Consider the following 22,423-nt stretch of genomic DNA (forward strand, 5'->3'; position numbering starts at 1 on the left):
TCAAGCCCGGGACGCGCAGGAGACGCATCAATGTACCACTACAATGACTTCGACGCCGCCTTTGTGGCCGAGCGCAACCGCCAGTTCCGCGCCCAGGTGGAACGCCGCATCGCAGGCAACCTGACCGAGGACGAATTCAAGCCGCTGCGCCTGATGAACGGCCTTTACCTGCAACTGCACGCCTACATGCTGCGCGTCGCCATCCCCTATGGCACGCTCAACAGCGCCCAGATGCGTCAGCTGGCCTATATCGCTGAACGCTGGGACAAGGGCTATGGCCATTTCACCACCCGCCAGAACATCCAGTACAACTGGCCGAAACTGCAAGACGTTCCGGACATGCTGGACGCGCTGGCCGAGGTGCAGATGCATGCCATCCAGACCAGCGGCAACACCATCCGCAACGTGACCGCCGACCATTTCGCAGGCGCCGCCGCGGATGAGATCGCCGACCCGCGCCCGGTCGCGGAACTGTTGCGCCAGTGGTCCACCGACCACCCGGAATTCCAGTTCCTGCCGCGCAAGTTCAAGATCGCCGTGACCGGTTCGCCCAATGACCGTGCCGTGACCGCCGCCCATGACCTTGCCATCCGCATCGTCGAGAAGGACGGGGAAATCGGCTATGCCGTGCTGATCGGCGGCGGCCTTGGCCGGACGCCCATGATCGGCAAGATCGTCAACGAATTTGTCCGCCAAGAAGACCTGCTGCCCTATGTCGAGGCCGTCGTTTCGGTCTGGAACCTGCTGGGCCGTCGCGACAACAAGTACAAGGCACGCATCAAGATCACTGTGCATGAACATGGCATCGACGAGATCCGCCGCCTGGTCGAAGCGCGCTTTGCCGAAACCAAGGCCGCTTTCAACGGTGCGGACCTTGCCCTGTTCGACACGATCAAATCCCATTTCGCGGCCCCGTCGTTCGCGAAACGCCCGCTTTCGGCCTTTGAACGCGCTTACAACAGCGACCCGGTCTTCCGCTCCTGGGCGGATACCAACCTGTCGGAACACGCTGCGCCCGGCTATGCCATCGCGCAGATCAGCCTCAAGGCGCATGGCGAAACCCCCGGTGACGCCAGCGCGGAACAGATGCGGGTCATGGCGGACATCGCGCAGGAATTCGGCCACGACGAACTGCGCATCAGCCATGAGCAGAACGTGATCCTGCCGCATGTCCACAAGGACGACCTGCCGGAAATCCATGCCCGGCTGAAAGCACACGGTCTGGCCACGGCCAACATCGGCAAAATCAGCGATATCATCGCCTGCCCCGGCATGGACTACTGCGCGTTGGCCACGGCCCGTTCGATCCCGATCGCACAGGAAATCGCCACCCGTTTTGACGCGTTGAAAAACGAGCATGAGATCGGCGACCTCAAGATCAAGATCTCGGGCTGCATCAATGCCTGCGGCCACCACCACGTTGGCCATATCGGCATCCTCGGGCTGGATCGCGCGGGCGTCGAGAACTATCAGATCACGCTGGGCGGCGATCACACGGAAACCGCCGCGCTTGGCGAACGCACCGGCCCAGGCTTCCCGGCCGAGGAAATCGTGCCCGCGATCGAACGCATCGTCGACGCCTACCTGGCGAACCGCGAAGGTGCCGAAGAGAGCTTTCTTCAGGCCTATCGCCGCCTTGGCATGGCCCCGTTCAAGGAGGCGCTTTATGGTCCGCAAGAGCGCAAGGCCAATGCCGCGTGATCTGAGCCAGGCCGACCTGCGCGCCCGCGTTGACACGCTCAACGCGCGCTACCGGCACCACAGCGCGACCTCGGTCCTTGAGGGCGCGCTGAAGGATCCGGAGGCCGGAGAGCTGGCGATGGTGTCGTCTTTCGGGGCGGAATCCGTGGCGCTCCTGCACCTTGTGGCGATGGTCGACCGCAAGACGCCGGTGCTGTTCATCGACACGCGCCTGCTGTTTGCCGAGACGCTGACCTACCAACAGGAGGTGGCCGAGCGGCTGCGGCTGGAAAACCTGCGGATCGTCAAGACCGACCGCGCAGTATTGGAGCAGCGCGACCCCTACGGCGCGCTGCGCCTGTCGGACACCGATGCTTGCTGCGCCCTGCGCAAGACCGAACCGCTGAATGCCGCGCTGGACGGGTTCGACGGCTGGATCACCGGGCGCAAGCGGTATCAGTCCGGCACCCGCGCCGCGCTGGAATTCTTCGAACTCGAAGAAGGCACCGGCCGGATCAAGCTGAACCCGCTGGCGCATTGGACGCCAGAGGACGTCCGCGCCTACATGGAGGAAAACCGCCTGCCCAAGCATCCGCTGGTGGCGCAGGGCTATCCTTCGATCGGCTGCATGCCCTGCACCACCAAGGTGGCGCCGGGCGAGGATCCCCGCTCGGGCCGTTGGCGTGGGCAGGACAAGGAAGAATGCGGCATCCATTTCGTGAATGGCCGCGCCGTCAGAGGCGGCGAGACACAAGGAGAAAAGGCATGAGCATCATCGTGCGCGACGACGGTTTTCACGCCGAGGACTGGAACGGCGATTTCAACGGCCCGGCGGCTCAGGACCTGCCGTCCGATACCGACCCGGCCAGCCTGGCCTTCGATGACGATACGGGCATGATCCGCATCGACTTTCCCAGCTTTGCCGATGGCCGCGGCTTTACCCTTGCGCGGCTTTTGCGCCTGCGCGGCTACACCGGCCGGTTGCGGGCCAAGGGTCACGTGATCTCGGATCAATACGCCATGGCGCGCCGCGCCGGTTTCGACGAGGTCGAGATCGACGAGGCGCTGGCCGAACGCCAGCCCGAGGGTGAATGGGTCTTTCGCGCCGACTGGAAGGCGCATGACTATCAGGCCCGGATGCGCGGCACCGCCTGAGCGCAACGGTCCCCGGTTTGGCGTCTCACCGTTCCCCTCCCGGCGGTGCGGCGCCAAATCGCGTTTTTGCTGACACAGATCAAAGCTAGATATGAGGTGCCGGTTTAGACAGCCGGCAAGATCGACATGACAGAGATGACCCCCGTGACCGACGCCACCGCAGCCGAACCCGCCCGCGCCCCGCGCACACTTGCCGTGCCCGACGCCCAGACCGTGACCGAAGTAAAGCATTACACCGACCGGCTGTTTTCCTTCCGCTGCTCGCGTCCCGCCACCATGCGCTTTCGCTCGGGCGAATTCGTGATGATCGGCCTGATGGGCGACCCGGACCCAAAGACCGGCAAGCAGAAGCCGCTGCTGCGTGCCTATTCCATCGCCTCGCCCTCTTGGGACGAAGAACTGGAGTTCTACTCGATCAAGGTGCAGGACGGCCCGCTGACGTCCAAGCTGCAACACATCAAGCCCGGCGACCAGATCATCCTGCGCCCAAAGCCCGTCGGCACGCTGGTGCATGACGCGCTGTTGCCCGGCAAGCGGATCTGGTTCTTTGCCACCGGCACCGGCTTTGCGCCGTTCTCCTCGCTGCTGCGCGAACCGCAGACCTACGAGGATTACGATGAGATCATCATCACGCACACCTGCCGCGAAGCGGGTGAGCTGACCTATGGCCGCGAGATCATCGAGTCGCTCAAGACCGACGAGTTGCTGGCCGAAGTGATCGGCGAAGGCTTCTGGAAGAAGATCAAGTATTACCCAACCACCACCCGCGAAGAGAGCGACAAGATGGGCCGGATTACCGACCTTATGCGCTCGGGTGAGGCATTTGCAGACCTGGGTGTTCAGCCTCTCAACCCGGAAACCGACCGGGCGATGATCTGCGGCAACCTCGCCTTCAACCTCGAACTGAAAGAGATGCTTGAGGAATACGGCCTCGAAGAAGGCGCGAACTCGGATCCCAAGCATTACGTGGTCGAAAAGGCCTTCCTCGACTGAGGAAAGCGACGAGGGACAAGGAGAAAGGGCCACCCGATCGGGTGGCCCTTTGCTTTGCAAGCCCTGTGCGGCGCTTATTCGGCGTCCAAGCCCAGCAGCGACTTGACCTGATCCAGCGCGGCCTGCGTCACTTCGGGGCTTTCGCGCACGGCATCCAAAGCCGCCTTGGCCGCAGTCTTGGCCAGCGCGTTCAGCTCGGAGGTCTCGATGTAGTCGGCCACCTTGTCATAGTCAAAGCCGTCCACGGTCAGCAGGTCCTGAATGGTCGGCTCTGCGGTGTCCGCCGCAGGCTCTGCCGTTTCGACAGGCTCCGCCGCCGGATCGGCTGCGGGCTCGGCGGTTTCCACAGGCTCGACAACCGGGTCAGCCGCGGCAGGTTCAGCCGCTTCGACCGGCTCGACAACCGGATCAACCGCGGCAGGCTCAGCCGCTTCGACCGGCTCGACAACCGGATCGGCTGTGGCAGGCTCAGCCGCTTCGACCGGCTCGACAACCGGATCGGCGGATGCCGAAGGCTCAAGAACCGGATCGGTCGCGGCGGGGTCTGTCGCGTCCGCCCCGGCCAAAGCGGTATCGACTGCATCAGCCGCATCCTTGGCCGTGTCGATGGTCGTATCGACCGCGTCCTTGGCTGCGTCCAGCGTGCTGTCCACGGCCCCGGCAAGCGCGTCACCAACCTTGGCCTTGCCTTCGGCCACGTCTTTGGCCGCGTCGGCCAAAGCGGTTTCCGCCGCGTCCACGGTCTTTTCCGCTGCATCCTTGGCCACGTCGACAGTTGTATCGACGGCGTCCTTTGCCGTGTCGACCACAACGTCGGCGGCATCCTTCGCGGCATCCGCCGTCACCTCTGCCGCGTCCTTGGCCACATCCACCGTGGCCTCGGCGGCGTCTTTGGCCGCTTCCTTTGCCTTCTCAGCCGCCTCGGCTGCGGCGATTTCGGCAGCACGGGCCGCCTCGGCCGCCGCTTCCTTGGCCTGTTTGTCCGAATACCACCAATAGCCGCCCGCCGCGACAGCCACCGCCGCGATAACGAAGATCAGGTTTCTCATGGGAACCTCCAACGCATTCCGCCCCGCGCGCAGCTGCGCAGGGCCCCTGAAGGGGGTGTGCGCCTCTCAACCACAGCCTGCAAGGGGGAAACATGTCGATCCAGCGACACAGGCGTGGAATTGCCGCTTGAAAGCGCACCGACCCAAGTTTACCTTGGCGACCTGATAAAAATCGCAAATGGAGCATTACAATAGCCCGCAGACCGCATAACGCGCCCCCAACGCGCGACACAGGCCCCCGCGTCAATGACCGCATCCGGGCCCCTGAAATCCGTCTTATCGGCGCCGAAGGCGAAAACGTCGGCGTTGTGACGCCTGCGCGTGCGATGGACCTGGCCGAACAGGCTGGACTGGACCTCGTCGAAATTTCGCCCAATGCTACGCCGCCCGTCTGCAAGATCATGGACTACGGCAAGTTCAAGTATGAACAGCAAAAGCGCGAGTCCGAAGCCCGCAAGAAGCAGAAAATCATCGAAGTCAAAGAGGTGAAATTCCGTCCCAATACGGACACCCACGACTACGAAGTAAAAATGCGCAACGTTTTCAAATTCTTGGAAAACGGCGACAAGGTAAAAGTCACCCTGCGGTTCCGTGGCCGCGAGATGGCGCACCAGAACCTTGGGCGTGAGCTGCTTGAACGGGTGGCCGAGGACGTCAAGGAAATCGGCAAGGTCGAGAACATGCCGAAAATGGAAGGCCGTCAGATGGTCATGATGATCGGACCGACCTTGAAATAACGTTTGCAGGCCCGCCCCTCCGGCGGGCTTTTGCTTTCCCCGACAGCGTTGAACGGAATGACCCGCTGGACCCTGTCCAGGCCGGGAGGCTTGGCTTGGCTAAAAGGGCGCTGTTTCTGGCCCTGCGGGTGCAAGCGTGCCCGTCGCATCAGGGCTGATTCCCGCAAGCTGCGCCCTGCTGCCGCCAAAAGCCGCAACACAGGTAAACCGGCACGTCAAAGTTGCGTGTGACCGGTATGCGGCCCACCGCCTACCGCGCCCGCGTTCATGGATCAGATGATGCCGTAGCCGTTCAGGCTTCGCGCAAGCGCCCGCGTGCCGGGATCTCTTTGAGCAGGCCGCCCACTCCCATGCCCGCAATGTCACCGGACGTCATGGGCACACCACAGAGCAGCCGTTCCAGCACCCAATCGGCACCGTTCAGCGCCGGGGATCGCGCGCAGCCCGGCAGACCGATCACCGGCCTGTCCTGAAGCGCACCAAAGAACAGCAGGTTGCCCGGATCGACCGGCATCCCGAAATGGGTCACGGTTCCTCCGGCGGCGCGCACCGCCTCGGGGGCCACGTCATGCAGGTCAGAGGTGGCCGATCCCGTCAGGATCAAAACCGCGTCCGCATTGGTGGCCGAGATCGCCTCGGCCAGCGGCGCGACGCGATGCGGCACGACCTGCAAAGGACCCAGCGAAACGCCCAGACGGTCCAACCGCTCGCCAGTTACGGCGTGCCCCTTTTCCCCGCTTTCGCCCGTATCGACCGCGGTCTGGATCAACTGCGCCGTCTTGCAGGTGACGGTGCGCAGACGCAGCGCCGACTGGCCTGCGAGGCAGGCCGCCTCCAGCGCCGCTTCGGGCACCGCGTAAGAGATGATCTTGACCGTTGCCACCATGCCGCCCGTGGCGACCCGCTGCCACTCCGGCACCGTGGCCACGGTGATCATCGGGTGCAGCGCGTTCAGCGCGTGGATGCGGGGGGCCAGCACCTCGACCACACCGGGCGCTTCGGCGTGCAGGTTCACGCGCCCGGTCGACGCCTTGCCGATGCGCAGCCCCGCCCGTTCCGGATCGGGCACCAACGCCTTGGCCAACCGGGCGGCGGCCATGTCCTCGCCAAGGTCGCCGGGCTCCAGCCGCGCGACGATCACCTCGTCCATGCCAGTGGCACGCAGGGCATCCAGATCCTCGGCGCAAAGCACGCGACCCTTGCGCAACCGCCCACGTTCCAGCGCAACAGAATGGGCCAGCACCGCGCCTTGTGCCTGATCCAGCGGGACGGGGCCGAATTTCATGCCGCGCTGCCCTTGCGCAGCACCTGCGTCATCTCGGCGATGATCGACACGGCGATCTCGGCCGGGCTGGCCGCGCCGATGTCCAACCCGATGGGTCCGTGGATACGTGCGATTTCCGCCTCGGTGAACCCGGATTCTGTCAGCCGTGTCACGCGTTTGGCATGTGTTCGGGTCGACCCCAGCGCACCGATGTAGAAACACCCCGAACGCAGGGCCTTTTCGATGGCCGGATCGTCCAGTTTCGGGTCATGGGTCAGCAGCACCAGCGCCGTGCGCGTGTCCAGCCCCAGAGTTTCGACCGCGTCGTCAGGCCAGTCATGCAGCAATCTGGTGTCCGGGAACCGCGCCGGCGACGCAAATGTTTCGCGCGGGTCGATCACCGCCGGATCATAGCCCGCGATCCGCGCCATGGGCAGCAGCGCCTGCGCGATATGCACGGCCCCCACCACGACCAGCCGTAGTGGCGGATTGTGGATGCCCACGAATACCCGGCTGTCCGGTTCGAACCCGGAGCGATCCATGCGGAACCGTTCGACAAACCCGGTGCGATCCAGCCAGCGGTCGCTGCGGTCCAGATCTACCACATAGGCCACCGGCTCGCGTGCGGCGCGGGCCTTGACCAGATCCTCCAACAGCAGTTCCGGCAGCACGCGGCCCACCGGCTCGACCAGCACGCGGATGGTTCCGCCACAGGCAAGCCCCACCGCAAAGGCATCGTCATCCGATACGCCGAATTCCAGTTCGCGCAGGTCACCGGCCTCCAGCGCGTCCATCGCCTCGACGATCACCGCGCCCTCGACGCAGCCGCCCGAAACCGATCCTTCGATCTCACCGTTTCCGGAAATCGCCAGCTGGCTGCCAACGCGACGCGGCGCCGATCCCCAGGTTTCCACAACCGTCGCCAGAACAGCGCCTTGGCCCGCACGGTGCCATTCCAGCGCCTTCTCGGGAATCGCGTCCGCAATATCCATGATATGCCTCACCCATCAGTCTGCCATCTGTGTAGCATGTAGGGACCGGGTGTCGCCCCCTTCAATGGTCGCGGGTCAGGCCGTCACGTCATGGGCATAGAGCCAGTCGAACTGCCGCATCATGGCACCAGGCGCCATGCGCCCCACCACGCCCAGCCCAAGATGCGCCACTCCGCGAACCAGCGGGTTGCGCAGGTGGTACTTCCACGCGTTGCCGTTGGCGGCCGTGATCACCTTTTGCACCCGGTCGCGGCGGCGCGCCTGATAGTTGGCCAACCCGTGATCCAAAGTTTGCGCCGAGGCCAATGCATCGGACAGCACCCAGGCATCCTCCAGCGCCATGTTCGCCCCCTGCGCAAGGAAGGGTAGCGTCGGATGCGCCGCATCGCCCAGCAAGGCCACGCCCGGACCGTGCCACTGTGCGGCGACCGGATGACGAAACAGCCCCCAAAGGCCCGGTGTCTCGACAGCGGCCAGCAAACCCGGCACGACCCCGCCAAAACCCGCAAAGGCTTGTCGCAGGTTGGTGGCGTCGTCGCGGTGGCTCCAACTTTCTTCGACCCAGCCGCGGCGTTCTTCGACGGCGACAAGGTTGACCATATCGCCGCCACGCAAGGGGTAGCTGACCATATGGCGGCCCGGCCCCATGTGGACCCGCGCCTCGGCCGGATGGCCGACCGTGTTCGGCACCACCGCTCGCCATGCCACCTGCCCGGTGAAGAATGGTTCGGCCCGGCCATTCAGTGTTGGCCGCAAGACGGAATGCAAACCATCCGCGCCAATCACCAGATCAGCCGAAGTCGCATCGCCATTGCAAAGCGCGATCTGAGGAACCGCGCCCGGAGTGATCTCGCGCACTTTCTGCAACAGGCGCACCCGGATGCCCTGAGCCCGCGCGCGAGCTGCCAAAAGATCGACCAGATCGGCGCGGTGTACGAAACGATAGCTTTGGTCGGCAGGGAGCCGGGTCAGATCCAGCCGCAGCACCTCTGCCCCGCCGCTGGCCCGCAGCGACACCGCCTGCCCTGCGACCGAAATGCTGCGAAAGCCATCGCCCAGCCCCAGCGCCTCGATCACCCGCAGACCGTTCGGGCTGATCTGGATGCCGGCGCCGACCTCGCGGATCGCCTCGGCCTGTTCGAGTATGCGCACCTCCGCGCCGCGGGCGCGCAGCGCCAGCGCCGCCGACAACCCGCCGATCCCGGCGCCGATGATGGTGATCCTGAGCCCAGACAATTCCATGACGCCCCCTTGGCAAAGGAAAAACGCCGAGGCAAGGCCCCGGCGTTTTTTCTTGCTGCGTTCACCTGATTGAGAACCCGCGGTTCAGTCGTCGCGGTGGACTTTTTCGCGGCGCTCGTGGCGTTCCTGCGCCTCAAGGCTCATGGTGGCGATCGGACGGGCGTCCAGCCGTTTCAGGCTGATCGGCTCGCCGGTCACTTCGCAGTATCCGTATTCGCCCTCGTCGATACGGCGCAGCGCCTGATCGATCTTGTTGACCAGCTTGCGCTGGCGATCACGCGTGCGAAGTTCGATGGCCCGGTCGGTCTCCTCGCTGGCGCGGTCGGTCACATCGGGGATATTCCGCGTGCCTTCCTGCAGCGTCTCGATCGTGTCGCGGCTGTCGGACAAAAGCTCGGCCTTCCAGGCCAGCAGCTTGCGACGAAAATACTCTGTCTGCCGTTCGTTCATGAACGGTTCGTCTTCGGCCGGACGGTAGTCATCGGGCAGAAAGGTCTCTGGCTTCATATCCGCTCCCTCATCAACGCCAATACCCGCCATGTTGAAATTCCTCAGATATCTGGCACCCCTGCGAGGAGGCATTAAACCAAGCCGCGACCGTTGTCACGTCACATTAGTGCCTTTGCCCGGGGGAATTACGGCAACGCCGGGGCGGTTTCGTGACCTGCCGCACCCCTGCCGGGCGCCCCTTGTTGCAACCCCTTCTGCTGCCAAGCTTGTTGGCGCAATCAGCCGCTGCCCGGTGCTTGCAAATGCGCGCGGCCCCCTCTACCCCTCGGACGATGGGTCGCAAGGAAAGGGTTGCTGAATGCGCTTCGAAGGCACCGAGGATTACGTCGCCACAGACGATCTGACCATGGCGGTCAACGCGGCCGTGACGCTGGAACGCCCGCTGCTGGTCAAGGGCGAACCGGGCACCGGCAAGACCGAACTGGCCCGACAGGTGGCGAACGCCCTGAACCTGCCGATGCTGGAATGGGCGGTGAAATCCACCACCAAGGCGCAACAGGGTCTGTATGAATACGATGCCGTCAGCCGGTTGCGCGACAGCCAGCTGGGCGATGAGCGCGTCAACGACGTGGCCAACTATATCCGCAAGGGCAAGCTGTGGCAGGCCTTCGAAGCCGATGGCAAGGTTGTGCTGCTGATCGACGAGATCGACAAGGCCGACATCGAATTCCCGAACGACCTGCTTCAGGAACTCGACAAGATGGAGTTCCACGTCTACGAGACCGGCGAGACCGTCCGGGCGAAACATCGCCCCATCGTCATCATCACCTCGAACAATGAAAAGGAATTGCCGGACGCCTTCCTGCGCCGCTGTTTCTTTCACTACATCAAGTTCCCCGACACCGAGACCCTGCGCAAGATCGTCGAGGTGCATCACCCCGGCATCAAGCCCGCGCTGCTGACCACCGCGCTGACCCAGTTCTACGAATTGCGCGAACAGCCGGGGCTGAAGAAAAAGCCCTCCACCTCCGAGGTGCTGGACTGGCTCAAGCTGCTTCTGGCCGAGGATCTGGATGCCGAGGATCTGAAACGCGACGGTGCCAGCGCGCTGCCGAAACTGCATGGCGCGCTGCTGAAAAACGAACAGGATGTGCATCTGTTCGAACGGCTGGCCTTTATGGCGCGGCGCGGCGGGCGCTGAGTGGAAAAGTCGCGGCCTCTGGTTGCGACTTGATCCCGATCATTTCCGTCAGGCATAGACTATGGCCTAGTCATCCGCGAAAATCGGAGTCGCCATGTTCTTTCGCCTGACCGGTCTTGCCGCCCTTGGCCTTGGTGCCGCCGTCTTTGTCATCGCGGCCACCGCGGGTGATCCGCCCGCACCCGCCAGCAAGGCCGCCTTGGGCGAGCTGCTGTTCCATGACACGAACCTGTCGGCCAACCGAACGCAATCCTGCGCCACCTGCCACGATCCCGGTTTTGCCTTTGCCGATCCGCGCGGCATGGCCTCGCCCGGGGACAATGGCGTGTCGCTGGGGGATCGGAACGCGCCTACGGCGATGTATGCCGCGCTGTCGCCCGCCTTTCACCGCACCGAGGACGGCAAGTGGAAAGGCGGGCAGTTCCTTGATGGCCGCGCCGCGACACTGGCCGATCAGGCCGGGGGGCCACCGCTGAACCCGATCGAGATGGGCATGCCCGACAAGCCTGCGGTTGTCGCGCGCCTGCGCGAAAACCCGGTGTACCAGACCGCCTTTCCACAGCTTTTCGGGGCCGCTGTCTGGGAGGATGCCGATACCGCCTATGCGGCCATGACGCAGGCCATCGCCGCCTTCGAGGAAACCAAGATCTTCGCGCCATTCGATTCCAAATACGACCGATTCCTGCGCGGCGAGGCAGAACTGACCCGCGAAGAAGAGCTGGGCCGGCTTCTGTTCTTTTCCGAGCAATTCACCAACTGCAACCTCTGCCACCAGATCGGCCGCAGCCAGATGGACCCGCGCGAAACCTTTACTGATTACCTGTTCCACAACATCGGCGTGCCGGAAAACACCGCCCTGCGGGCACAGAACGGCGTCGCCCCGGGCACGGTGGACCACGGGCTGCTGGCCAATCCGCAGGTCGATGACGCGACCGAACGCGGCAAGTTCCGCACGCCCACGCTGCGCAACGTGGCCGTGACCGGCCCTTATATGCACAACGGCGTCTTCGAAGACCTGCGCACGGTGATCCTGTTCTACAACCGCTACAACTCGCTGTCGCCGGCCCGTCAGATCAACCCTGAAACCGGCGCGCTGTTCGGCCTGCCGCAGGTGCCTGACACCTTGGCCGCCAAGGAACTGACACACGGCCCCGCGCTGGACGATGAACGCATCGACGCACTGCTGGCCTTTCTCAGGACACTGACTGATGCCCGCTACGAACATCTCCTGCCCGGGGACTGAGCGGCTTGCCTCTGGCCGCGCGGCGTGATCTGTGCAGGCCACAGCCGCGGACGGATCCATGCTTCACATTCTCACCCATGACATTCTGCCCGTGTTCTCGATGCTGGCACTGGGCTTTCTGCTGGGCCGGACCGGCACGATCAGCAAAACCGAAGCAGCCGCAATCAACCGCGTGGCCTTTCTGATCCTGCAACCGGCGCTGATCTTTCCGCTGATCGCCGCGCTGGACTGGCCCACCTTTCGGGTGGCCCCGCTGGCCGGATACGCAGCTTCGCAGGTGGCGCTGTTCCTGCTGGCGCTGGCAGTCTGCCGACTGGTGTTTCGGCGGGACATGGTCGAGGCCTGGCTGCTGTCCATGGCGACCGTTTTTGTGAACACGCTCCTTTATGTCTGGCCGATCAGCTTTCTGATCTATGGTGAGGCCGCCGCCCTGCCCGTCACCGCCATCGTGGCCTGGGATTCCGCGATCACCTTTGCCTTTTTCATCGTCAGCACCGACCTGATGGCCAATCGCGGCGCTGGGTTTGGCCCGGCGTTCAAGCGGATAGCGACCAACCCGGTACTGATCGCGATCGCCTGCGGAATGCTGTTCAACCTCGCCGCGCTGGACGTGCCCGCCCCCCTGCTGACCGCGATGGATTTTGCAGGCGCCGGGGCGGCACCGCTGACGCTATTTGCGCTTGGCGTGATCCTGTCGGGCCAGTCCCTGACACCGTCACCGGTGATCGCCACGGTTGCCGCGCTAAAGCTGTTGGCTTTTCCCGCTCTGGTTGCCACGGCTGTCTGGGCCGTCGCCCCGCCCGAGACCTGGCAGACCCTGTTTACACTGACCGCCGCAGGCCCGTCGGGTGCGATGGCCTTTGCGCTGGCGCTGCTTTACGGCGTCCGCACCGATGCCATTGCCCCGGTCATCATCTGGACCAGCCTGTTGTCGCTGATTTCGCTGGCCTGGCTGGCCTGACTGGCCGCAATCCTGCCGCCATTGGCCCCCGAAGCGAACCGGCAACAGGCCGGATCGTGGCAAAAAGGGCTCACCCCGAGACCTGTTAACCTTTTGAAAAGGATAGTCTCAGGCAGCATTTTCCCGAAATCGGGAAAAAATTATCCACAGGCGGGCATCGCGCTAGGCAGCTTTCCAGCTTTTGCCCTATAGTGACCCCACAGAGGACAGAAAACCAAGGGATGTTGACAACATCCACACGGACAACAAGCAGGCAGGCTTCGATAGTGTCCCAGAAAACGGCTCTCACGGTGCGCCCTTTGCGTGCCGCGGACGAACCGGCGTGGCGTGAGCTTTGGACGGCCTATCTGGCCTTCTACGAAAGCTCGGTCGACGAACCGGTCTACGCGTCCACCTTCGCACGCCTTCTTGGCGACGATCCCCGTGATTTCAATGCTTTGATCGCCGAACTGGATGGCAGACCGGTCGGGTTGACCCATTACCTGTTTCACCGCCACGCATGGAAGATCGAAGAGGTCTGTTACCTGCAAGACCTCTATGCCCTCCCCGAAGTCCGCGGACAGGGCATCGGGCGCGCGCTTATCGAGGCTGTCTATGCCCGGGCCGACGCGCATGGCGCGGCCTCTGTCTATTGGCTGACCCAAGAGTTCAACAGCACCGCGCGCCAGCTTTATGATCGGATCGGCAGCGTCACGCCCTTTATCAAGTACCAGAGGGCATGATGCGCAGATCCCGCCGCCTGTTCCTGCCTCTCTGCCTGTTGCTGGGCGCCTGTATGCCCGCAACGCCCAACGACAGCGCCGCCACCCGCGCCGCGTCGATCAACAGTTCCAGCACTCTGCCACCGATGAAGAGCTTTGCCGTCCCGCGCCCGCAGGCGCCCGTGGCCTCGAACATCGACATTGCGCGCGATTTCCTCGACCTTTCCTTTGCCCTTGAATCCGGTCGCCCCCTCAAGACCTTTACCCGGTTCGATACCCCCATCACCGTGCGCGTCACCGGCGCGCCGCCGTCGTCGCTGGCGCCGGACCTGCGCCGCCTGTTGCACCGGTTGCGCAGCGAGGCCGGGATCGACATTGCCCTGACCGGCGCACCGGACGCAAATATCACCGTAGAGGCCGTCAGCCGGGCCGAGATCCGCGCTGCCCTGCCGCAGGCCGCCTGTTTCGTGGTGCCCAATGTTTCCTCGCTTGAGGAATATCGCGGCAAACGACGGTCCCGCGCGGTCAGCTGGTCCACCCTGACCAAGCGCGAACGGCTTGCGATCTTCCTGCCCAATGATGCCAGCCCGCAAGAGGTGCGCGATTGTCTGCACGAGGAACTGGCGCAGGCCATCGGTCCTCTGAACGATCTCTACCGGCTGCCCGACAGCGTGTTCAACGACGACAACGTGCACACTGTCCTGACCGGCTATGACATGCTGATACTGCGCGCCTATTACGACCCGGCGCTGCGCACCGGCATGAGCCGCCGAGACGTGGCCGACCGACTTCCCGGCATCCTTGCCCGGATCAATCCGCGGGGTCAGGCCGTACCGGCGCGGCGGCTGGCGCGGACCCCGCGTGTCTGGATCGACGCGGTGCAGACCGCGCTTGGCCCCGGCGCGAACCCCGCACAGCGCCGTGCCGCCGCTGTCGAGGCGCTCAAGGTCGCGTCGGCCATGGGGTGGACCGACCACCGCCGCGCCTTTTCGCATTACGCCATGGGGCGCCTGTTGCAGGCCACCGATCCGCAGGCGGCGCAGGATCATTTTGTTCTGGCGCAGCGCTATTTCGGCTATCGTCCGGACACCGCCCTGCACCGGGCCTATGTCGCTTCGCAACTGGCCGCCTACGCCATTGCCTCGGGCAATCCGCAAGAGGCGCTGGCCCTGATCGGCCCGCATCTGGACACTGCCGCCCGTCACGAAAACGCAGCCCTTCTGGCGACGTTGTTGATGTTGCGGGCCGAAGCGCTGGACCTGTCCGGACGCGCCACCGAGGGACGAAATGTCCGAGTGGACTCGCTGGGCTGGGCGCGATACGGGTTCGGCTCGGATTGGGCGGTCCGCGCGAAACTGCGCGAGATCGGCACGCTCAATCCCGCGAGGCAGGGACAGGGAACGCTATGATCGTGATCCTCGGGGCGCTTTTGGGCGCCATCATCGGTGGAACAACCGCGAAACGCCGCAAGGGCAACTGGGCGGATATTGCACAATACACGGTGATCTATGCGATCGCCTTTGGCCTGCTGGGGCTGCTCGTGACCATCGCGTTGGAAAAAACGCTGACCTGAGCGGGAATTGGCGCGGGGATCACGGGGGGCGCTGCCCCCGTCCCTGCGGGACTCCCCCGGGATATTTGCTGACAGAAGAAACCTGAAGCGCGGCGTTTTCCGGCGGCGATCAGGCCCTTTCGCTTGTGGGGTGAATCAGGCTAGCGTCGCGCCATGTTCGTACCCTTTTTCGAGACTCTGCGAAAATCCGGCGTGCCGGTGACCCTGCGCGAATACCTGACCTTTCTCGAAGGTCTGCGCGCGGGGCTGGCGACCTATGATGTCGAGGCTTTCTATTTCCTGGCGCGCAGCGCGATGGTCAAGGACGAGCGTCATCTTGACCGCTTTGATCGTGCCTTTGCGACGGCCTTCAGGGGACTGGAGGCCATCAGCGCCGAGGAGGTCTTTGAGGCCATCAAATTGCCGGCGGACTGGCTGCGCAAACAGGCCGAGAAGCATCTGAGCGAGGAAGAGCGCGCCCGGATCGAGGCGCTTGGCGGGTTCGACAAGCTGATGGAGACCCTGAAAGAGCGTCTGAAAGAGCAGCAGGGCCGTCATCAGGGTGGCAACAAGTGGATCGGCACCGCTGGGACCTCGCCTTTTGGCGCATATGGGTACAACCCCGAAGGCGTGCGCATCGGACAGGACGAGTCGCGCCACCAGCGGGCGGTCAAGGTCTGGGACAAGCGCGAGTTCCGCAATCTGGATGACACGGTGGAACTGGGCACGCGCAACATCAAGGTGGCGCTGAAGCGGCTGCGGCGTTGGGTGCGGCAGGGCGCGCAGGAAGAGCTGGACCTCAATGGCACGATCCGGGCCACTGCCGAACACGGGTATCTGGACGTCGTCACCCGCCCGGAACGACACAACGCGGTCAAGGTTTTGCTGTTCCTCGACGTAGGCGGATCCATGGACCCATTTGTGAAAGTGGTTGAAGAACTGTTCTCGGCCGCGCGCTCGGAGTTCAAACATCTCGAGCATTATTATTTCCACAACTGCCTTTATGAGGGTGTCTGGCGCGACAATGCCCGGCGGTGGGATGCGCAGACGCCCACCTGGGAGGTGCTGAACACCTACGGGCCGGATTACAAATGCATCTTTGTCGGCGATGCCTCGATGTCGCCTTACGAGATTGCCTACCCGGGGGGCGCCAACGAGCACTGGAATGCCGAGGCCGGGCAGGTCTGGCTGCAACGCACGCGTGAGCAATGGCACGATCATCTCTGGATCAATCCGGTTCCGGAAAAGCACTGGCAGTACACCCAGTCGATCCAGATGGTCCGCGAAATATTCGAGGACCGGATGGTGCCGATGACGCTGGACGGGATCGACCGGGGCATGCGTCTGCTGGGCTAGGCGGTCGCGCTGCGCAAGCCTCGGCCCCGGGACTTGCGACGTGCGCAGGGTACGGAAATTACTGGCGGGCCAACCCTTGGGCGGCGCGCAGGGTGCCCGGGCCAACCTTGGCATCCAGCGCACCATTGTACAGGCCGCGCTCCTGTAGCATGCGCTGGAAGGCCAGCGCAGTGTCGCGATCCCATGCCACGGCGCGGCCGCCGACCTCTCCGCGGATATCATTGACCGAGACCTTGCCGGTTTCCAAAGCCTGCACATACAGCGAGGCCGCCTGTTCCGGGTCGTAGTCCACGCCTTCGCCGCGTTCGTAAAGGAAGCCAAGCGCGTTGATCGCGGCCGGGTCGCCGCCCTGTGCGGAACGGCGGATCAGGGCCGCTCGTTGCACCGGATCGGTCACGGGGCCGTCTTCGGAGTAGAGCTGCTTCAGCGCACGCGCCGCATCCTCATTGCCCTGAGCCGAAGCGCGTTCCAGCATCTCTGCGGCCTTGACCGCATCCGGCAGGCCGAGTTCCTCGGCAAGGCTGCGGGGCATGTTGCTGGTGGGGTTCAAATAGATAGCCGCAAGGCGCAGTTGCGCGAAATGGTAGCCACCGTTGGCGGATTGCTCCAGCAGGCTGATCATCTGGCGGAAATCGCGGGAGGTGCCGCGACCAAGCTGGAACATGATCGCCAAGGTCGCTTTGGCCGGCAGGTCGCCGGCATCGGCGGCAGCGCGATATTCGGCCACGGCGCGGCCAAGGTCTTCTTGAACGTCGCCGGTTCCGAAATTGTAATAATCCCCGACCTTGGTGCGTGCGGCGGCAATGCCCGCCTCGGCGGCAAGTTCGAAGGTTTCCAAGGCCAGCGCGTGTTCGCCATCGGACTGCATCAGGACGGCCACATGGAACAGCGCCTGCGGATCAGGCGAGGCCCCGATCACTGCCCGCTCACAGGCCGCCCGGGCCGAGCGCAGGGCGCGGAAGTAGTCGCTGACCGCCTGTTTGCTGACCGGGGCCTCTGCGGTGACCGGCCCGGCCAGTTCGTGGCAGAGCGCAGCAGCGGCATCTGCCCCGGCCGCGCCTGCGGGCGCGCCAAGCGGCAGAAGGAAAGAGGCCAGAATCACTTTTGCGGTATTGCGTGTCGAACGGGTCATTCGCGCGTTCCTTTCAACTTTTAAGCGTTTTCTCCACAAATGACCGGCGGGCTGTTGCCCGGATGCCAGCCTCTGCGGATTTCCGCCACCGGTTGCCGAAGCAAATTGACTTAAAACCAGAGTTACCTTTTCATTCCAACTGGATGAGATCAAACCCTATCGACGGACAAATCGGTGCATGACCCGCTTTGCGGCCTTGCAGTCACAGGATGGCTGTGAGTCTCTCCGGCGGCTTCCCGCGCATGACGGGGGTGGCTGTGCGCATCGTCATTGTTCGCTTAACGCTTCAAGACTAGGAGGCAGCGCATGATGCAGGCACATTCCTCCGAACTCGAAATCTCCGATGACCGCAAGAGCTGGATTTCCAGACTTGAAGCGGCGGCGCGACGCCCGCGAAACGTGGCTATCGCGCTTGGCTTTGCTGCGGCCAACGCGGCGGCGGCCATTGCGGTTCTTGTTGTCTCGTCCGACGATGGCACAGGGGTCACGGCCCGCCCGGCGACGCCCGTCATCGTCAGCCAGCTGGCACCGGTGGCGGCAGCCCCGCACCGGATCGTGGTGGACGATGTTGTCCGCCGCCTGCCCCGTGCGCAAACATGGCATCCTCCGCATCAACTGCCGGAACAGCGTGCCCATGCCGCCGCGCCCGACATGATGCGCAGCGCGCCGCTGGGTCTTGCCCTTCCGGGGGCCGACAAGCTGCCTGCGCCCGATGTCGCCGCCGTTCCGCCGGCGCTTGCCGCATTGCCGCGCGATGTCACGCCCGAACCTGACGAGGAAGTTCTGAAATCCTCGCTTTTGCCGCGGCAGGCTTCGCTTGGCGGCATCCGCCCGCAGGCCCGTCCGCAGCTGGACCTGCCGAAAGAGCCCGACACCATTCAGGTTGCGGTTTCGCTGCGTCCGCAATTGCGCCCCGAGGGTTTGAAGGTGCCTGAACTTCCGCAAGTGGCCGATGCGCCCAAAGCCGATGCGCCCGATGTCACGCTGGCCTCCTTGCCGCGCACGATTGAACGCCCGGTCGCCGGTGCGGCCTGCAATTCGCGCCTGACACGCGCCATGCCCAACCGCCGGGGATCGGCACAGGCCGGATCTTCGGTCATGTCCGGCCTGATGCGCGTCAGCGGCACCGAGCGTGACCGGCTTGTCGCGCGCGAGATCATGGGCGGCAACATGCCGTCTTTCTTGCAGGATCTTGTCCCTGTTCAAGTCACGGGCCGCGCCCGCGACGGATCGCGGGTTCAGATCACTTTTTGCGCGACACCTGACTATCTTGCCGTGGGCAGCGACCGTGATTTCGTCCGTGTTCCGATGGGCCTGCCCGCCGCGATGCAGATCGCCGGACGGTTTGACATGATGCTGCCAACCCGCCACATGGTTGACCTGATCTATCGGGCCGCCGACAAACGTGTTGCACCGCAGCCAATGACACCGGGCCCGCAAATGTCCTCGACCGATTACCTCGTGCGTCACAACCGCACCGTCGAAGGACAGGTCAAGGGCGCGTCGGTCGCGGGCCACCTGATTTCCGGCCACAAGAAGGATCTCGTGATCACCAACCGGCTGAACAGCAATCGTGGCCGCGTGGCGATCTATGGCTGGCACCGTACCAATGGCCGCGCCATCCAACCGCTTAGCACGGTTCACGGTGCAACCTATGCCGACTACAGCCACGGTGTCCGCCTGATCAGCCAGACCGCATATCTGAACGGTCGCCCGGTGCGCCTTGCCGATCTCATGGCCGATCCGGACTATGCCGGCCTGCTGAGCGACGAGGGTCCGATCCGGGCCGCGCAATTGCGGGTGGCCAGCGCGAACTGATCCCCTGCCCAAACGCAGAGATCACAACGAAAAACGCCGCCAGAGTTGCTCTGGCGGCGTTTTCATGTCGACATCCTCTTGGGTCAGTTCACGTCTTTGAAGCACCGGAACCCGAGGTGATAGTTGTGATGGCTGCCCTGCGCCAACACCCGGGAACCATGCCAATACGGCGCGCGCCACCGGCTCCAGTGTGTATGCGCCCGGACGGTATCCCAGATGAACCAGCTGCCCTTCATCTCGGTCACGCCCAGCTTCTTGCTGCCGCGGCTGGCCATCTGGTCTGCGGCCAGCGGCAGGTTCATATGCTCGGCCGCGTTGCCGTCAATGTCATAGACGCCCAAGGGACTCTTGCAGTTGGGAAAGCTGCCCGCCGGGTAGGTGTTCGATCCGCAGCCGGTAAAGCTCCCGCCGTTGCAACTGCCGGATTTGAAGCTGCCGGTGGCGCAGACACCGCTCTTCCATGTCGGACCGATGCTGTAGCGTGCGCTGGACTGGTACTTGCGGTTATGTGCCGCGCGGGCGGCCTGAACGCTCATGCCAAAGAAATAATCCGGAGGCGTCAGCGCCCCGTGTGAGGCCCCTTCCCATTCATGCGCGTCACCGATCCGCTTGCCTTCGGCCCAGCACAGCTCCGCCGCCTCGCGGGCGCGGACCCATGTCACCGGATAGGCGAGCGGAACGTTCGGCCATTCGAACATATCCGCACAGACCTTGGCATCCTCGGGTCTTTGCGTCGCCGGATCATAAAGCGGGGCCATGTATTTCTCGCCACAGATCTTTTCGAACTGCTTGTTGCGATAGAATTCAAGCGCCGGGGCGGGCAGGCGCGCCTGCGCCTGTTCTGGTGTCAGAGGGTGCCGGGTGATCGACGGGTTGCCCTGACCGATCCAGCGCGACCCGGCAAAGATCTTGCGGATGCGGTTGATCTCGGCGTCGGTGACGCCTCGGGCCGCCTGCATCTGGCGGAACATGGCCTCATTGTTCTGTTGCAGGGTCTGTGCGGCCACGTCGGACACGCCCAGTATCCCGGCCAGCAGGGCCGACAGCCCTACTCCCAGCAGTTTCCGCCTGTACATCGGTCGCCTCCTCACTTGCGCAGCAGGTACATGAAGTCACGATTGTCCGAGAAGCCAACGAACCGAGGGATCGGCGTGCCATCGCGGCGACGGCTGTCGATCGAGGCCATGCCCCCCACGAGGTGATGCGGGACCACGTCGCCGTTTTCATGGGTATAGACCGCCGCGTAGGTGTGCTCTTGCGAGTTCATGTCCAGAAGCATCGCGTATTCACAGCCATAGGCTTGGAATGTGCGGGCCATGGCCGACGGCGTGGCGGTGGAAAAATAGGCGTAGATCAGGAAATCGCGCCCACCGGCGGTTTTCATGCAGGCGCCTCCGCGCAGGGTGCGCAGCTTGGCATCCGCATCGCCGGACCAGTTGCCGCCCATCCAGCTGCGCACCTGGCTGCCGGGGACGCCTTCGCCGGTGGCCGGATCGGGTTCCACCAGCGGCACACCGTTCTGGCGGGCAAAGCGGATCCGCGGCAGCAGCTTGTTGTCCTCTTCGGTCCATGCCCGCATGTCGATGGTGCCATCGTCCAGAACAAGGATCGTCGCCAGATCGGGCTGAAGCTTGGAAAAGACCACGCCCTCGCTGATGAACCCATAGTGGTGGCCGTAATTGGTATAGGCTTTCTCGGTCAGGCGCCACGCACCGTGGCTGCGCTTGAACCCGGCGGCAAAGGTGCCCACCACGCGGTCGGTCTTGGACGGGCTCAACATGCCCGACCGTACCAGCGGCGCAACATCGTCGATGCCATCCGGACCGGGAATGCGATAGTTGCGCCCCGCACCCGAGGGACGCGGCGACCATTCCACCCGCGGGTGATCCGTGCCCAGTTCGTACCCCAGTTCGAATTGTTCAAGGTCAAAAGCGATCATGTAGACATCAGCGCCGCGTTCCACACCATCCAGCGCATGGGTCTCTCCGGGACGGCTGAGGATCTCACGCGAGATCATGCCCGGTTTCATGGCGCTGGCGTAGACGCCGGGCACATCCTTGATCGCGTACCAGCTTCCCGCCTCGACGCGGCCGTTGTCGGCCCCCTCCAGATCAAAGTTGAAGCTGGCGCGGAACACAGGTGCCGAATCCAGCTTGGCCTTGCCAAGCGCCTTGACCGTCTCCCCTGCGTCCGCACCCTCGATCACCGGGCCGGAGTTCATGAAGGCATCTTCATAGAAAGAGCCCTTGATCATGTTCACGATGCTTTCGCCGAACACCACGTTGTCACGCAGGAATTCGGCCACCGCCTCACGGTTGGTCGAGTTGCCTTTGACCCGGTTGCGCAGGAACACACGCTCTTCGCAGATCGGCGCAAAAGGCAAACCGCGATACTGCGCCTCATCCAGTTCGGGGCGGCGGCCCGCCCAAGGGGTACAGCGGTTTTCGCCCGCTTCGCTGGTCAATACCAGCGCCGGTTCATCGCCACCGGCAAGCGCCATCACGGTATGTTCAGGGTCCGACAGTTCAAGGTGGAACTGCCGGGTGGTGGACCAGAACCCCTCCGAACTGACGGTCAGCACGTACCACGAATTCACCCCCGGGTTCAGCGAGACCAGTTCATAGCTGGTGCCGTCGGCCCCCTGAGCAAATTCGGTGGTCCGGAACGGTTGCAGTTCAAAGATGGTCTTGGTGCGATCCGCCTCGTATTGCTCCATCTGAAGCGCGCGGGTCTGCGGATCCAGAACGGCCCCGGCATCGGCCAGCGCGGCAGAAGCCTGAAACGAAACGGCTGCAAGCGCCGTCATCGCGGTCGTCATGAGAAAGCTCTTGGGTCGCACGATTTTCCTCTCGCGTTGTCCCGGGAAAGCGGCTGGCGCCTTCGAAGGAAAAAGAATT

Annotated in this window: 21 protein-coding genes; 13 read left to right on the forward strand and 8 right to left on the reverse strand. The window is 63.9% G+C overall.

Annotated features, from left to right (window positions below; translation table 11 throughout):
* Window positions 1-30 precede the first annotated feature (30 nt).
* The 4 genes from KJP30_RS04295 (at window position 31) to KJP30_RS04310 (ending at window position 3,828) form a co-directional block, all read left to right on the forward strand.
* Window positions 31-1,701: a nitrite/sulfite reductase gene (locus KJP30_RS04295; RefSeq protein WP_218447756.1), complete on the forward strand. Its 1,671-nt coding sequence runs from the start codon at window positions 31-33 to the stop codon at window positions 1,699-1,701.
* Window positions 1,691-2,449, forward strand: a complete 759-nt coding sequence (locus tag KJP30_RS04300) for a phosphoadenylyl-sulfate reductase (RefSeq protein WP_224874373.1) — start codon at window positions 1,691-1,693, stop codon at window positions 2,447-2,449. The genes KJP30_RS04295 and KJP30_RS04300 overlap by 11 nt, the downstream gene beginning before the upstream one ends.
* Window positions 2,446-2,835: a DUF934 domain-containing protein gene (locus KJP30_RS04305; protein WP_218447758.1), complete on the forward strand. Its 390-nt coding sequence runs from the start codon at window positions 2,446-2,448 to the stop codon at window positions 2,833-2,835. The genes KJP30_RS04300 and KJP30_RS04305 overlap by 4 nt, the downstream gene beginning before the upstream one ends.
* Before the next feature lie 126 nt (window positions 2,836-2,961).
* Window positions 2,962-3,828, forward strand: a complete 867-nt coding sequence (locus KJP30_RS04310) for a ferredoxin--NADP reductase (RefSeq protein WP_218447759.1) — start codon at window positions 2,962-2,964, stop codon at window positions 3,826-3,828.
* 74 nt (window positions 3,829-3,902) lie between these two features.
* On the opposite strand, the gene KJP30_RS04315 is transcribed toward KJP30_RS04310, so the two are convergent.
* A complete protein-coding gene (locus tag KJP30_RS04315) occupies window positions 3,903-4,877 on the reverse strand; it encodes a hypothetical protein (protein ID WP_218447760.1) in 975 nt (324 codons plus the stop codon).
* Window positions 4,878-5,068: 191 nt separating this feature from the next.
* Between KJP30_RS04315 and infC the strand changes: the two genes are divergently transcribed.
* A complete protein-coding gene (gene infC, locus KJP30_RS04320; RefSeq protein ID WP_218448425.1) occupies window positions 5,069-5,614 on the forward strand; it encodes a translation initiation factor IF-3 in 546 nt (181 codons plus the stop codon).
* A gap of 292 nt (window positions 5,615-5,906) precedes the next feature.
* Here the strand turns inward: infC and KJP30_RS04325 are convergent, their stop codons facing one another.
* From KJP30_RS04325 to dksA, 4 genes are all read right to left on the reverse strand, one after another.
* Window positions 5,907-6,899, reverse strand: coding sequence for a molybdopterin-binding protein (locus KJP30_RS04325; protein ID WP_218447761.1), 993 nt, complete (start codon window positions 6,897-6,899; stop codon window positions 5,907-5,909).
* Window positions 6,896-7,870 carry an XdhC family protein gene (locus tag KJP30_RS04330; protein ID WP_218447762.1) on the reverse strand — a complete coding sequence of 325 codons (975 nt, stop codon included), beginning with the start codon at window positions 7,868-7,870 and terminating at the stop codon, window positions 6,896-6,898. The genes KJP30_RS04325 and KJP30_RS04330 overlap by 4 nt, the downstream gene beginning before the upstream one ends.
* A 75-nt stretch (window positions 7,871-7,945) precedes the next feature.
* Window positions 7,946-9,112 (reverse strand): FAD-dependent monooxygenase, encoded by a 1,167-nt coding sequence (locus tag KJP30_RS04335; protein WP_218447763.1) that lies wholly within the window; start codon window positions 9,110-9,112, stop codon window positions 7,946-7,948.
* 84 nt (window positions 9,113-9,196) lie between these two features.
* Window positions 9,197-9,619: an RNA polymerase-binding protein DksA gene (gene dksA / locus KJP30_RS04340; protein WP_218448426.1), complete on the reverse strand. Its 423-nt coding sequence runs from the start codon at window positions 9,617-9,619 to the stop codon at window positions 9,197-9,199.
* Between the two features lie 301 nt (window positions 9,620-9,920).
* On the opposite strand from dksA, the gene KJP30_RS04345 reads away from it, so the two are divergent.
* From KJP30_RS04345 to KJP30_RS04375, 7 genes are all read left to right on the forward strand, one after another.
* A complete protein-coding gene (locus KJP30_RS04345) occupies window positions 9,921-10,763 on the forward strand; it encodes an AAA family ATPase (RefSeq protein WP_218447764.1) in 843 nt (280 codons plus the stop codon).
* 94 nt (window positions 10,764-10,857) lie between these two features.
* Entirely contained in the window at window positions 10,858-12,006 is a 1,149-nt protein-coding gene (locus KJP30_RS04350) for a cytochrome-c peroxidase (RefSeq protein ID WP_218447765.1), read from the forward strand.
* A gap of 58 nt (window positions 12,007-12,064) precedes the next feature.
* Complete coding sequence (locus KJP30_RS04355; RefSeq protein WP_218447766.1) at window positions 12,065-12,967, forward strand: AEC family transporter; 903 nt, start codon at window positions 12,065-12,067, stop codon at window positions 12,965-12,967.
* Between the two features lie 221 nt (window positions 12,968-13,188).
* The gene (locus tag KJP30_RS04360; protein ID WP_218447767.1) at window positions 13,189-13,689 is read left to right on the forward strand and encodes a GNAT family N-acetyltransferase; all 501 of its coding nucleotides are present in this window, start codon (window positions 13,189-13,191) and stop codon (window positions 13,687-13,689) included.
* A complete protein-coding gene (locus tag KJP30_RS04365; protein WP_218448427.1) occupies window positions 13,689-15,077 on the forward strand; it encodes a DUF2927 domain-containing protein in 1,389 nt (462 codons plus the stop codon). Before KJP30_RS04360 ends, KJP30_RS04365 begins: the two co-directional genes overlap by 1 nt.
* Window positions 15,074-15,241 (forward strand): apolipoprotein acyltransferase, encoded by a 168-nt coding sequence (locus KJP30_RS04370; RefSeq protein ID WP_218447768.1) that lies wholly within the window; start codon window positions 15,074-15,076, stop codon window positions 15,239-15,241. Before KJP30_RS04365 ends, KJP30_RS04370 begins: the two co-directional genes overlap by 4 nt.
* Before the next feature lie 153 nt (window positions 15,242-15,394).
* A complete protein-coding gene (locus KJP30_RS04375) occupies window positions 15,395-16,576 on the forward strand; it encodes a vWA domain-containing protein (protein ID WP_218447769.1) in 1,182 nt (393 codons plus the stop codon).
* 58 nt (window positions 16,577-16,634) lie between these two features.
* Here KJP30_RS04375 and KJP30_RS04380 read toward each other — a convergent pair whose 3' ends face one another.
* A complete protein-coding gene (locus KJP30_RS04380) occupies window positions 16,635-17,708 on the reverse strand; it encodes a tetratricopeptide repeat protein (protein WP_218447770.1) in 1,074 nt (357 codons plus the stop codon).
* Window positions 17,709-18,014: 306 nt separating this feature from the next.
* On the opposite strand from KJP30_RS04380, the gene KJP30_RS04385 reads away from it, so the two are divergent.
* On the forward strand, window positions 18,015-19,526 hold the full coding sequence (locus KJP30_RS04385; RefSeq protein ID WP_218447771.1) for a hypothetical protein: 1,512 nt from the start codon (window positions 18,015-18,017) through the stop codon (window positions 19,524-19,526).
* A gap of 83 nt (window positions 19,527-19,609) precedes the next feature.
* Here KJP30_RS04385 and KJP30_RS04390 read toward each other — a convergent pair whose 3' ends face one another.
* Window positions 19,610-20,602 (reverse strand): SUMF1/EgtB/PvdO family nonheme iron enzyme, encoded by a 993-nt coding sequence (locus tag KJP30_RS04390; protein WP_218447772.1) that lies wholly within the window; start codon window positions 20,600-20,602, stop codon window positions 19,610-19,612.
* 11 nt (window positions 20,603-20,613) lie between these two features.
* Window positions 20,614-22,344, reverse strand: coding sequence for a hypothetical protein (locus tag KJP30_RS04395; RefSeq protein ID WP_218447773.1), 1,731 nt, complete (start codon window positions 22,342-22,344; stop codon window positions 20,614-20,616).
* Window positions 22,345-22,423: the final 79 nt, after the last annotated feature.

The sequence above is a fragment of the Antarctobacter sediminis genome (assembly GCF_019218285.1).
Lineage (GTDB): Bacteria > Pseudomonadota > Alphaproteobacteria > Rhodobacterales > Rhodobacteraceae > Antarctobacter > Antarctobacter sediminis.

Bases quoted from the DNA above. Each gene is read 5' to 3' on its own strand.
- KJP30_RS04310 (WP_218447759.1), top strand. From the start codon at position 2,962: ATGACAGAGATGACCCCCGTGACCGACGCCACCGCAGCCGAACCCGCC.
- KJP30_RS04295 (WP_218447756.1), top strand. From the start codon at position 31: ATGTACCACTACAATGACTTCGACGCCGCCTTTGTGGCCGAGCGCAAC.
- KJP30_RS04335 (WP_218447763.1), bottom strand. From the start codon at position 9,112: ATGGAATTGTCTGGGCTCAGGATCACCATCATCGGCGCCGGGATCGGC.
- KJP30_RS04325 (WP_218447761.1), bottom strand. From the start codon at position 6,899: ATGAAATTCGGCCCCGTCCCGCTGGATCAGGCACAAGGCGCGGTGCTG.
- KJP30_RS04350 (WP_218447765.1), top strand. From the start codon at position 10,858: ATGTTCTTTCGCCTGACCGGTCTTGCCGCCCTTGGCCTTGGTGCCGCC.
- KJP30_RS04305 (WP_218447758.1), top strand. From the start codon at position 2,446: ATGAGCATCATCGTGCGCGACGACGGTTTTCACGCCGAGGACTGGAAC.
- KJP30_RS04315 (WP_218447760.1), bottom strand. From the start codon at position 4,877: ATGAGAAACCTGATCTTCGTTATCGCGGCGGTGGCTGTCGCGGCGGGC.
- dksA (WP_218448426.1), bottom strand. From the start codon at position 9,619: ATGAAGCCAGAGACCTTTCTGCCCGATGACTACCGTCCGGCCGAAGAC.
- KJP30_RS04385 (WP_218447771.1), top strand. From the start codon at position 18,015: ATGATGCAGGCACATTCCTCCGAACTCGAAATCTCCGATGACCGCAAG.
- KJP30_RS04390 (WP_218447772.1), bottom strand. From the start codon at position 20,602: ATGTACAGGCGGAAACTGCTGGGAGTAGGGCTGTCGGCCCTGCTGGCC.
- KJP30_RS04345 (WP_218447764.1), top strand. From the start codon at position 9,921: ATGCGCTTCGAAGGCACCGAGGATTACGTCGCCACAGACGATCTGACC.
- KJP30_RS04355 (WP_218447766.1), top strand. From the start codon at position 12,065: ATGCTTCACATTCTCACCCATGACATTCTGCCCGTGTTCTCGATGCTG.
- KJP30_RS04375 (WP_218447769.1), top strand. From the start codon at position 15,395: ATGTTCGTACCCTTTTTCGAGACTCTGCGAAAATCCGGCGTGCCGGTG.
- KJP30_RS04365 (WP_218448427.1), top strand. From the start codon at position 13,689: ATGCGCAGATCCCGCCGCCTGTTCCTGCCTCTCTGCCTGTTGCTGGGC.
- KJP30_RS04370 (WP_218447768.1), top strand. From the start codon at position 15,074: ATGATCGTGATCCTCGGGGCGCTTTTGGGCGCCATCATCGGTGGAACA.
- KJP30_RS04380 (WP_218447770.1), bottom strand. From the start codon at position 17,708: ATGACCCGTTCGACACGCAATACCGCAAAAGTGATTCTGGCCTCTTTC.
- KJP30_RS04395 (WP_218447773.1), bottom strand. From the start codon at position 22,344: ATGACGACCGCGATGACGGCGCTTGCAGCCGTTTCGTTTCAGGCTTCT.
- KJP30_RS04300 (WP_224874373.1), top strand. From the start codon at position 1,691: ATGCCGCGTGATCTGAGCCAGGCCGACCTGCGCGCCCGCGTTGACACG.
- KJP30_RS04330 (WP_218447762.1), bottom strand. From the start codon at position 7,870: ATGGATATTGCGGACGCGATTCCCGAGAAGGCGCTGGAATGGCACCGT.
- KJP30_RS04360 (WP_218447767.1), top strand. From the start codon at position 13,189: ATGTTGACAACATCCACACGGACAACAAGCAGGCAGGCTTCGATAGTG.